Source organism: Pseudomonas sp. P5_B2 (assembly GCF_056400445.1).
Genome location: NZ_JBFULH010000132.1, coordinates 1 through 11428, shown reverse-complemented (window position 1 = coordinate 11428; position 11428 = coordinate 1). Strand labels below are relative to the sequence as shown.

At 58.4% G+C, this 11428-nt stretch carries 8 protein-coding genes; 7 read left to right on the top strand and 1 reads right to left on the bottom strand.

Annotated features, from left to right (window positions below):
- The 5 genes from AC1DRJ_RS13080 to argR form a co-directional block, all read left to right on the top strand.
- Positions 1-392, top strand: a 392-nt coding sequence (locus AC1DRJ_RS13080; protein ID WP_477802519.1) for an ABC transporter permease subunit, incomplete at its 5' end; no start/stop codon positions are given.
- Positions 389-1087: an ABC transporter permease gene (locus tag AC1DRJ_RS13075; RefSeq protein ID WP_477802518.1), complete on the top strand. Its 699-nt coding sequence runs from the start codon at positions 389-391 to the stop codon at positions 1085-1087. The genes AC1DRJ_RS13080 and AC1DRJ_RS13075, both read left to right, overlap by 4 nt.
- Before the next feature lies 1 nt (position 1088).
- Positions 1089-2201: a M14 family metallopeptidase gene (locus AC1DRJ_RS13070; RefSeq protein ID WP_477802517.1), complete on the top strand. Its 1113-nt coding sequence runs from the start codon at positions 1089-1091 to the stop codon at positions 2199-2201.
- Between the two features lie 27 nt (positions 2202-2228).
- Positions 2229-2993: an ABC transporter ATP-binding protein gene (locus AC1DRJ_RS13065; protein ID WP_477802516.1), complete on the top strand. Its 765-nt coding sequence runs from the start codon at positions 2229-2231 to the stop codon at positions 2991-2993.
- Positions 2994-3105: 112 nt separating this feature from the next.
- The gene (gene argR, locus AC1DRJ_RS13060; RefSeq protein ID WP_477802515.1) at positions 3106-4086 is read left to right on the top strand and encodes a transcriptional regulator ArgR; all 981 of its coding nucleotides are present in this window, start codon (positions 3106-3108) and stop codon (positions 4084-4086) included.
- A 1-nt stretch (position 4087) separates the two neighbouring features.
- Here the strand turns inward: argR and AC1DRJ_RS13055 are convergent, their stop codons facing one another.
- Positions 4088-8932: a dermonecrotic toxin domain-containing protein gene (locus AC1DRJ_RS13055; RefSeq protein ID WP_477802514.1), complete on the bottom strand. Its 4845-nt coding sequence runs from the start codon at positions 8930-8932 to the stop codon at positions 4088-4090.
- 286 nt (positions 8933-9218) lie between these two features.
- Here AC1DRJ_RS13055 and AC1DRJ_RS13050 point away from each other — a divergent pair, with 286 nt between their 5' ends.
- Both AC1DRJ_RS13050 and aruF read left to right on the top strand, forming a co-directional pair.
- Positions 9219-10439, top strand: coding sequence for an aspartate aminotransferase family protein (locus tag AC1DRJ_RS13050; RefSeq protein WP_477802513.1), 1221 nt, complete (start codon positions 9219-9221; stop codon positions 10437-10439).
- A gap of 165 nt (positions 10440-10604) precedes the next feature.
- Positions 10605-11428 (top strand): arginine/ornithine succinyltransferase subunit alpha (gene aruF / locus AC1DRJ_RS13045; protein ID WP_477802512.1); only part of this gene is annotated, 824 nt, incomplete at its 3' end.

Here is an 11428-nt window from a genome sequence, read left to right as displayed (position 1 = left end):
CCCTGGGTTTCATCTTCGGTGCGTACCTGTCGGAAACCTTCCGCGGCGCCTTCATGGCGATCCCAAAGGGGCAGGCAGAAGCCGGCATGGCGTACGGCATGAGCAGTTTTCAGGTGTTCTTCCGGGTATTGGTTCCGCAGATGATTCGCTTGGCGATCCCCGGCTTTACCAATAACTGGCTGGTCTTGACCAAGGCGACTGCGCTGATTTCGGTGGTAGGCCTGCAAGACATGATGTTCAAGGCCAAGCAGGCGGCAGATGCCACCCGCGAGCCTTTCACCTTCTTCCTCGCAGTGGCGGCGATGTACCTGGTGATCACCAGTGTCTCGTTGCTGGCATTGCGTCACCTTGAGAAGCGCTACTCGGTAGGCGTAAGGGCGGCTGATCTATGATCTTCGACTACAACGTCATCTGGGAGTCCATGCCGCTGTACCTCGGCGGCCTGGTGACTACCCTCAAATTGCTCGCGCTGTCGCTGTTTTTCGGCCTGCTGTGCGCGTTGCCGCTGGGCCTGATGCGCGTCTCGAAAAACGCGGCCGTCAACATGACGGCCTGGCTCTACACCTACGTGATCCGCGGCACGCCGATGCTCGTGCAGCTGTTTTTGATCTACTACGGGTTGGCGCAATTCGAAGCGGTACGTGAAAGCTTCCTCTGGCCGTGGTTGTCCAGCGCAACGTTCTGTGCGTGCCTGGCCTTTGCGATCAACACCAGCGCCTACACCGCCGAAATCATCGCCGGCAGCCTGCGGGCCACGCCGAATGGCGAGATCGAAGCCGCCAAGGCGATGGGCATGTCGCGCTACAAAATGTACAAGCGCATCCTGCTGCCATCGGCCCTGCGCCGGGCGCTGCCGCAGTACAGCAACGAAGTGATCATGATGCTGCAGACCACCAGTCTGGCGTCCATCGTGACCCTGATCGACATCACCGGTGCCGCGCGCACGGTCAACGCTCAGTTCTACCTGCCGTTCGAGGCCTACATCACGGCGGGTCTGTTCTACCTGTGCCTGACCTTCATTCTGGTGAAGCTGTTCAAAATGGCCGAGCGCCGCTGGCTGGGCTACCTGGCCCCGCGGAAGCACTGACATGGAACGCATCGATCATGCATTGCCGTGGAGCCACCTGGGCAGTGAACGCCAGATATCGGTTTTCCGCTTCGGTAGTGGCGAGCGCAAGGCCTACATCCAGGCCAGCCTGCACGCTGATGAGCTGCCGGGGATGCGCACGGCCTGGGAGCTGAAAAAGCGCTTGGCCGAGCTCGAAGCCCAAGGCCTGCTCAATGGTGTGATCGAATTGGTGCCGGTGGCCAATCCACTGGGCCTTGGTCAACTGTTGCAGGGCAATCATCAAGGGCGTTTCGAGGCGGGCAGCGGCAAGAACTTCAACCGCGATTTCGTCGAGCTGAGCGCGCCAGTGGCCGCTGCGCTGGACGGGCATCTCGGTGATGATCCGCACGCCAACATCCGTTTGATCCGCCAAGCCATGAGCGATGTGCTTGCTGCATTGCCACCGGCCGCGAGTCAGTTGCAAGGCATGCAGCGTATCTTGCTCAGCCACGCCTGCACGGCCGACGTTGTTCTGGATTTGCACTGCGATGCTGAAGCGGCGCTGCACATGTACGCCTTGCCGCAACACTGGCCGCACTGGCGTTCGTTGGCCGCACATCTGAATGTGCGGGTCGGTCTGCTGGCGGAAGATTCCGGTGGCAGTTCCTTCGACGAAGCCTGCTCGCTGCCGTGGTTACGTCTGTCGCGCCTGTTCCCTGATGCGCAAATTCAGCTGGCCTGTCTGGCGACTACCATTGAATTAGGTGGTCAGGCCGATACCGGGCGCGCCGAGTCCGAGGCTCACGCCGAAGGCATTCTGGCGTTCCTTGCCGAGCAAGGCTTGATCTGCGGCGAATGGCCTCAGCCTGCGCAAGAAGCGTGCGAAGGCCTGCCGTTCGATGGCACCGAATTGCTGTTTGCACCGCACCCGGGTGTGGTGAGTTTCCTGCGTAAACCCGGTGAGTGGATCGAAGCCGGTGACGAGATTTTTGAAGTGATCGATCCGTTGTCGGATCGGGTCAGCACGGTGTGTGCTGGTACGTCCGGGGTGCTGTTTGCCATTGAACGGCTGCGTTATGCCCAACCCGGTTTCTGGCTGGCCAAGGTGGCGGGGCGCGAAGCGCTGCGTCACGGGCGCTTGCTCAACGACTGACTGACTGTTTTTGTGAGAACCGACCGCATGTACAAACTTGAAGTCCAAGACCTGCATAAACGCTATGGCAGTCACGAAGTGCTCAAGGGCGTGTCCCTGAAAGCGGCGGCTGGCGATGTGATCAGCATCATCGGCTCCAGTGGCTCCGGCAAAAGTACCTTCTTGCGCTGCATCAACCTGCTGGAGCAGCCGCACGCGGGCAGGATTCTGCTCAACAACGAAGAGCTGAAACTGGTCGCCAACAAGGACGGCGCGCTGAAGGCGGCCGACCCGAAACRGCTGCAACGCATGCGTTCGCGCCTGTCGATGGTGTTCCAGCATTTCAACCTGTGGTCGCACATGACCGCGCTGGAAAACATCATGGAAGCGCCGGTTCACGTACTGGGCATGTCCAAGGCCGAAGCTCGCGAAAAAGCCGAGCACTACCTGAACAAGGTCGGCGTGGGGCACCGCAAAGACGCCTACCCAGGCCATATGTCCGGCGGCGAACAACAGCGTGTGGCCATTGCCCGTGCGCTGGCGATGGAACCTGAAGTGATGCTGTTTGACGAACCGACGTCGGCACTCGACCCGGAGCTGGTCGGCGACGTGCTGAAAGTCATGCAGGCCTTGGCCCAGGAAGGCCGGACCATGGTGGTGGTGACGCACGAAATGGGCTTTGCTCGTGAAGTGTCGAACCAGTTGGTGTTTCTGCACAAAGGTATCGTCGAAGAAAGTGGCAACCCGCGTGAAGTGCTGGTTAATCCACAGTCCGAGCGTTTGCAACAATTCCTCTCGGGCAGCCTCAAGTAATACCTCCCGTTACGCACCAAATTAGGTCATGCTGCGCACCGCGCGCCAATGGTCTAATTTGGTTGCAGCCGCTTTCGGCTTCTAACACTGTTCTCGTTTCGGATTGCCCGCCATGACTGCCCATCGAATTGGTTTCCTGATTTGGCCCAGCACTAAAGCACTGACGCTTGCGCTGGCTGAGGAGGCCTTGCGTGTTGCCCAGCGTGTGCATCCGGACGTGGTTTACGAACTGTCGTTTTTGCAGGCCGAACCGCCGACCGAAGGCGCCTGGCAATTGCCAGGTGAACCGTGGGCCGGCAAGCTCGAAAATTTCCAGAAGTTGTTTCTGCTCGCCGATGAGCCGCCGAYCACACTTGCGCCGGCGCTCAGCAGTGCGTTGAAACAACTGGTGCGGGCTGGTTGCGTGATTGGCGGTTTGTCGGCCGGTGTGTACCCGCTAGCGCAATTGGGTTTGCTCGACGGCTATCGCGCCGCCGTGCATTGGCGCTGGCAGGACGATTTCGCCGAACGTTTCCCGAAAGTCATCGCCACCAGCCACCTGTTCGATTGGGATCGCGATCGACTGACCGCGTGTGGCGGCCTGTCGGTGCTCGATTTGCTGTTGGCGGTATTGGCGCGTGATCACGGCGCCGAACTGGCCGGTGCCGTGTCGGAAGAACTGGTGGTCGAGCGCATCCGCGAGGGCGGCGAGCGCCAACGCATTCCGCTGCAGAACCGTCTCGGTTCCAGCCATCCGAAGCTCACCCAAGCGGTGTTGCTGATGGAAGCCAACATCGAAGAACCGCTGACCACCGACGAAATTGCCCAACATGTTTGTGTGTCCCGGCGGCAGTTGGAGCGGATCTTCAAGCAATACCTCAACCGTGTGCCGAGCCAGTATTACCTGGAGTTGCGCCTGAACAAGGCCCGGCAAATGTTGATGCAAACCAGCAAGTCGATCATCCAGATCGGCCTGTCGTGTGGCTTCTCCTCGGGGCCGCACTTCTCCAGCGCCTACCGCAATTTCTTCGGCGCCACGCCGCGGGAAGATCGCAACCAGCGGCGCAGCAGCAGTCCGTTCGAGTTGTCGTCGGTGCCGTCCGAGCGAGGCTGAGTTACTCCTCGATCTCGGAGCCTTCAGAGGTGGATATTTGCATTTCACCTCGATTGATCACCTCATCAACACCGAAATCCACTCCCGTCCGTTCGTAGTAGTCGACCAGTCTTGACAGGCTCGCCTGGGTGAACGGGTTGTCTCTGAAATTGATGTTTTCGGCGATCTCAACGGGAAGCTCCGTTAAATCACTGGGAATTTCAGTGATCGCGTTTGCGCTCAAGTCCACCCAATCCAGTTCGTTGAGCTGGAACAGACCGTGTGGAATTTCGGTGATTCCAGTGTCATGAAGCAAGGCCGTCGCCAAGCCTTTCATTTGAGTCAGATCAGGTGTTTGCCCCAGCGGGTTGAAGCCCAGATCGAGGTAGTCGAGTTGCTCCATTCCGGCCAATGCGTTTACCGACTCTGCTGACAAACGAATGCGACAGCGCGGGAGCGACAACGACCTGAGCTGACCCATGTTGAACACGGCATCAGGAATGTTGCCCAGGGTGCAGTTGCGCAGCTTGAGGGTTTTGAGATTTGGGAAGGACTTCAGGAAAAGGCCGATACGTGTCACGCCATCGGCACTCTGCAGTTCCAGCGCTGACACATGACTGAAGTCTGCATACAGGGCCGGCAGTTCTCCGTTGATGATCGAACGAATCGTCAGCTCATAGGTCGGCTCCAGAGAGATGCTGAGATCATCCAGTTCGGATTCATGCTGCCAGCACTTTTCCAGCGTTTGTTTGAACTCATCGCGGTTGGCGTGCTCGGCCAATAGTTGGGCCGCGTTGAAAGGCTCGCCCGTTAGAGGGTGTCGGGCCGGAAGGTCGGCGGTCCAGGCCGACAAATCGGTTCTCAAGCGAGTCAGTTCTTCCTCCAGGTGCATCAGTGCTGCMCGACCATCCTCCAGCGTGCCCGGCAATTCGTAGACAAACTCGCTCGCTTGCTCAACTTCCATGCCTGGGTACAGCGCCCTGACGCGATCAATGTCTGCCTCGGGGGCATAGACGCCCATGTCGTACGCCGTCTCGAAATGGTGTTGTTTGACCAGTTCCCATGAACGATTGGAAATCGGATTGTGCGTAAGGTGCACACCGCGTTTTTCGTACAGCGGGCTCTCGAACAATTGCGCTGGCAATTCGTTGATCCGGTTGTTCATCAACAGCAAGGTGTCGAGTTTCGGATGTTGCAGGGCACCGATCGGGATGTCGGTCAGGTTGGTATTGCTTAGATCGAGATGAACCAGTTCATTCATCGAGTTGATGTGAGGCGTGATTTCGAGCGGATTTTTGTACAAGTCCAGCATGACCAGTTTGTTCAGGGACGTGAGCTTCGACCATGTGGCGGCGTTAACCCTGATACCGCAATCACTGAGCACCAGTGCATCAAGGTTCGACATCCGAGGGATGGCATCGGGGAGAGAGGTCAGGGCGAAACGGCGCAGTTCCAGGCGGCGAAGCCCATTAAAACGGCTCAGGAACTCAGGTAATCCCTGCACAGCATGATCGCCTTCCAGAGAAAGCAGTGACACATGGCTGAAGTCGGCAGTCAGCGTTGGCAAGTCCCCCGGGATCGTTTCTGCAAATCTCAGCACATACTGCCCGCTACCATCCGGCGCATCAAAATCCCGTTCGGACTGGCGGCGCCAGCTGCGCTGGATTTCCTGGGCAAGCTGTGTGCGATTGCGGCGTGCGATATCGCGGTCCAAATCGCTCAACGCAAGTCGGGTTTGCGGGTGTGTGGTGGGTGCATCGTTTATCCAGCGCCTTAAGTCCTGATGCAGGCGGGCCAGTTCATTGGCCAGTCGTGAAAGCTCTACACGAGCGCCATCGGGATGACGCTGCAACATGAGAACCATGGACTCGAGTTCTTCCGGTGCAAGGCTTGGGTAAACCTCGCGAACCCTATCGTTGAGCGTTGGTGTCGAGCGGTTAGTGCGGCTGTAACCTTGCGTTCCTCCAGGCAGGCGCATGGTTGTTGGGTCATAGAAGGGTTTTCGATGAGGGTTTTTCGCAAAGAGTGTACGAAGTCGGGGGTGGTCCAGCGCATGTTCGGCAATGCGCCGTTTGAGTGTCGGTCCTTCCCCAATGGCAAAGCCCAGTGTGGTGCGCTCGGTTTCGGGCAGCGCTTGAAGGATGGCTTGATAAAAGTCTACTGAACCCTGCTGTGCCTGATTGTCATCATGCGCCTGATAACTGCCGTCTTCGCTGCGCACCAGCGTTTTGCGAATTGGTGCATCGACCGGGCCAATGCTGTCGCGCACGATCCCGTCATGGGAAAAGTCCTTCACCTCGATGCGCATATTGGCCGGCCATCCGGGTAGCAAATCCAGGCTGTGCAACGCCAGGGTGTGGGTGTCTGCGGTTGCCAGCGAATCAGAAAAGAGCCCTTCATATGCTCGGGTTGCGCGCGCCGCTTCCAGGGCTTTCTTTGCTACGTCCTTCAAGCGCTGAGGGATGTGCCCGTTGTGCAGTTGTCGCAGTTCGCTGCCTGAAGCATTGCTCGCCAGCTCCTGCGCGATATCGGTCGGTAGCTCCTTGAAGTCGGCGAGCAATCGCCGGGTCGGCAGATCTTCAGCTTTCTCCAGTGCGTGATAGCGAAGCTCGAAAAGCGACTTGCGGTAGTTTCGGGCGATGTCCGCTAATTGCTTTCGCAGCGCCTGTGTCTGGGCTTCCGGTGCCGGCAGTGGCGTATCAGCGGGCCATGAGTCGTATCGGCTCAGCAGTTCCTGTTGCATGACAGGATCGGCCTTGCGGTATTGCTCAGGTTCGTCGCTGCCAATTTGCTCGATGAACGACTGAATATCCCGATCGATCTTGAAGCGCTTGATCGTGTCGGTCAGCAGCGATGGAGGTCGATGGTTTTCGACATGGGTTTCGCGCACAACGTTGTCGTGATAACCGCTGATCCGAAGGATTTGCTCGCGCTCGGCGCTGGAAAGTGATTCGACACTGTGACCAAGCCGCCGCATGACGGTTTCGCGGTCCCAGTGAAGGGGTTGCTCCAGTTCTGTCTGCCAGGCGCCATGACCGTTGTGACGCAGCGACGGTTGATAAGTGTCGACGCGGCTTGGGTGTTCAATCTGAAACTGACCGGTTTCGCGAGTCGGCTGCACGGCGTAGAGCTTTCCCTCGAGGGGCAGCAACGTCTTGTTCCCGTGGTAGTACAGGCCCAGATGATCGGGCTTCCTCTCTGCGGGCAGTTCGAAGGCTTGTTCGTAAGGCGTTAAATCAGCCTTCCAGTATCGGGTTTTACCTTCTGGCGCGGGTACGGGTTTGAGTGGTGCGATAAGCGCCGCCGTTTCGCGAGAAAGCAGCCGGCTGAAGGTGCCGGCGGCAATGGCGCCGCCCACCGTGAATGTTCCCACTTGAACCGCTGTTTCGACGATGCCGATCAGATGCCCGAAGGCCTCTTTTTTCAACCCTTCGGCCCAGTCAATGATCCCTTCAAACGTCTCGTCGAGCAGCTGGTAGGCCATATAGGCCAGCATCAACTCGCCCAGAAACGGCACAAAAGGCAGGGCAACGAATGTCGCCACTTCAAGGATCGTCGCGGCAATTTTGCTTAAGGCGTCCCACAGCGCCCATCGCGCAGTTTGATCGGCGCGAGCGGTGGAGACGGCGAGGGTGCTGGCGTCGTTGATGATTTTGTTCAGTTGTCGCTGGTACAGGTGATTCCATAGGCCTGCTCTGAATGGTGTCATCGAAAATTGCAGGTCAGGTTTGTCGATGGGCGTTTCGCGCCAGCTTGGCAATGGGTCGCCAGGGGTGTGTTGATGCCATGTCACCGCTTGCAGGCGACTATTGAGGTCGGCGAAAAAGTGACCCCGTTCCTGGTGATCGACGAACCGGCTGAAGAAGGTCTGGTAATCGGGCGAGCGCAGCTTTCGGGTTAACTCGCTCATGAAGGCCAAAGTGTCGGGATATTGTTTGAGCGGATGTTCCGGATCATCAGGTAGGTAGGCGATTATTCTTGTGGGGCGGGTGGCCCGGCCAGCCTTGGCGCTGAAGATAACAATACCGGTCAGCGATGAAGACATCATTGTCAGGTCGTGACAGTGGAGTGGATGACGGTCCAGAGGCATTGCCGCGCGGCCTTCCAGCAATCGGAAGATCGCGTTATAGGCGTCGTCCTGAATGTCCTGGCGCACGTGGGCCAGTTGCAATGCGGACCTGAGCGCGGCTTTGTTCGTATTAATGACCTCTGACTTCAAAACGGCCCCGGCTACCCGGTTGGTCAGTCCCAGGTTGTCTTTGAGATAGGCGTTGTACTTGCCTCCGATGTCCAGCTCCCGGCACAAACGGGTAAAATCCTGAACCGTGATTTTGCGGGAGACCTGCGGCAGGGTGTCGAACTGCCCGGTAGGCGACGGCTTGGTGATAAAGGTCGACGCCGGCTCATAAGCGTCCGCCTCGGTCTCTGATTGTTGAAAGTTGTGCAGCGCGGCATCGAGCAACGAGACCGTCCAGGTGCGGGCGGCACCAGTTTTGATTGAAAACCAGGACGTGGTCTGAGGGATGTACAACCGCAGAAAGGTGGATTTGACGTCCACTGCCAGGTCGAACCGGGTTTTCAGGGCCGGCACCAGAATTGACTCGGCAAAATCCCGAGCGTTTTGCAGATTTGCCAACTTCGAGCCCAAACGATTTCGATGGGTCCAATGTGTCTGGCTTGAGGCTTTCAGCACCTGATGTTGCAGGCGCGTCGCGGTGGCGTGCCAGTGAGGTGCTTGAAGGCTGGCGTTCTTCAGGGCGTTGCGTGTTTCGACCGATGACTCCATTACCCACGCGGGCAGGTTTTGGTAAAGATGATGAAAGTGGGTGTCCGGTTGCGTGCCGTGCTCAAAATCGTCTTGATTCATGCGCTAGTCCCTTAGCGTTTGGTTTGAGCTCAAGCAAAACAGACGACGATGCAGTGCGTGCGGTACATATTTACCGCACCGGTCGACAAGCCTGCCTATAACCTGTGTCGGCGGTTTAAACTGCGCCTTTGCGACGCTATATGTCGCATTGCCGTAAACCCGGCTGAAACCGGGGTTTGCGCTATAAGAAGTTGTCGCTTGGCGGCAAGGCCGGGCTGAAAACTGTCCTTACAATCCCCCCATCGCTCGCCAGTTTCAGGCGAGCGTTCCTCTTCAGGAGACTCCGATGTCCGTTGAGCACGCTGCGGTACAACGCGCCGATTTCGACCAGGTAATGGTTCCCAACTACGCGCCTGCCGCTTTCATCCCCGTGCGTGGTGCCGGTTCCCGCGTCTGGGACCAGTCTGGCCGCGAGTTGATCGACTTCGCCGGCGGGATTGCCGTTAACGTATTGGGCCATGCGCACCCGGCGCTGGTCGGTGCCTTGACCGAGCAGGCGAACAAGCTGTGGCACGTGTCCAACGTGTTCACCAATGAGCCGGCCCTGCGCCTGGCCCATAAGCTGATCGACGCCACCTTTGCCGAGCGTGTGTTCTTCTGTAACTCCGGCGCCGAAGCCAACGAGGCCGCGTTCAAGCTGGCCCGTCGCGTCGCCTTCGATCGTTACGGCAGTGAGAAGTACGAAATCATCGCCGCGCTGAACAGCTTTCACGGCCGCACACTGTTCACCGTAAACGTCGGTGGCCAGTCGAAGTATTCCGACGGTTTCGGTCCGAAAATCACCGGGATCACCCACGTGCCGTACAACGATCTGGCTGCACTGAAAGCGGCCATTTCCGACAAGACCTGCGCAGTGGTTCTGGAACCGATCCAAGGCGAGGGTGGCGTATTGCCGGCCGAACTGGCTTACCTGCAAGGCGCTCGTGATCTGTGCACCGAGCACAATGCACTGCTGGTATTCGACGAAGTGCAAACCGGTATGGGCCGCAGCGGCAAGCTGTTCGCCTACCAGCATTACGGCGTTATCCCGGACATCCTGACCAGCGCCAAGAGCCTGGGCGGCGGTTTCCCGATCGCAGCAATGCTGACCACCGAAGACCTGGCCAAACACCTGGTTGTCGGCACTCATGGCACCACATACGGCGGTAACCCGCTGGCGTGCGCTGTCGCTGAAGCCGTAATAGATGTGATCAACACCCCTGAAGTACTGGCTGGCGTCAATGCCAAGCACGATAAGTTCAAGGCGCGCCTTGAGCAGATCGGCGAGAAATACGGTCTCTTCACTGAAGTCCGTGGCCTGGGCTTGCTGATCGGCTGCGTGCTGAGCGATGCCTGGAAAGGCAAAGCCAAGGACATCTTCAACGCCGCCGAACGTGAAGGCCTGATGATTCTGCAAGCCGGCCCGGACGTGGTGCGTTTTGCGCCTAGCCTGGTGGTTGAAGATGCGGACATCGATGCCGGTCTGGACCGCTTCGAACGTGCCGTAGCGAAGTTGACGCAAGCCTGATCAATGTGGGAGCGGGCTTGCTCGCGAAAGCGGTAGGTCAGACAGCATTATTGTCGACTGATACACCGCTTTCGCGAGCAAGCCCGCTCCCACATTGATCCGAGTGTCTGTAATGACGGGCCGGCTTATTTTCCTCAAAGAGTTTTTCGAGAAAGGAGTGACACCATGCTGGTGATGCGCCCCGCGCAAATGGCTGATCTGGGCGAGGTACAGCGTCTGGCTGCGGATAGCCCGATTGGTGTCACTTCCTTGCCGGATGACGTTGAACGCCTGAGCGACAAGATCGCCGCAAGCGAAGCTTCGTTTGCCGCCGAAGTCAGCTTCAACGGTGAMGAGAGTTATTTCTTCGTCCTTGAAGACACGACCACCGGCAAACTGGCCGGTTGCTCGGCCATCGTGGCCTCGGCGGGTTATTCCGAGCCGTTCTACAGCTTCCGTAATGAAACCTTCGTGCACGCTTCCCGYGAGCTGAAGATTCATAACAAGATCCATGTGCTCTCCCAGTGCCACGACCTGACCGGCAACAGCTTGCTGACCAGTTTCTACGTGCAGCGCGAGCTGGTGGGATCGCCTTGGGCCGAGCTCAACTCCCGTGGCCGCCTGCTGTTCGTGGCCAGCCATCCGGAACGCTTTGCCGATTCCGTGGTGACCGAAATCGTGGGCTACAGCGATGAAAACGGTGACTCGCCATTCTGGGATGCCATCGGCCGCAACTTTTTTGACCTCAACTACGCTGAAGCCGAGCGTTTGTGCGGCCTGAAGAGCCGCACGTTCCTGGCCGAGCTGATGCCGCATTACCCGATCTATGTGCCGCTGCTGCCGGACTCCGCTCAAGAGGCGATGGGCCAGGTGCATCCACGGGCGCAAATCACCTTCGACATCCTGATGCGTGAAGGTTTTGAGACCGATCACTACATCGACATTTTCGACGGCGGCCCGACCTTGCACGCACGTGTGACGGGAATCCGCTCGATCGCCCAGAGCCGCCT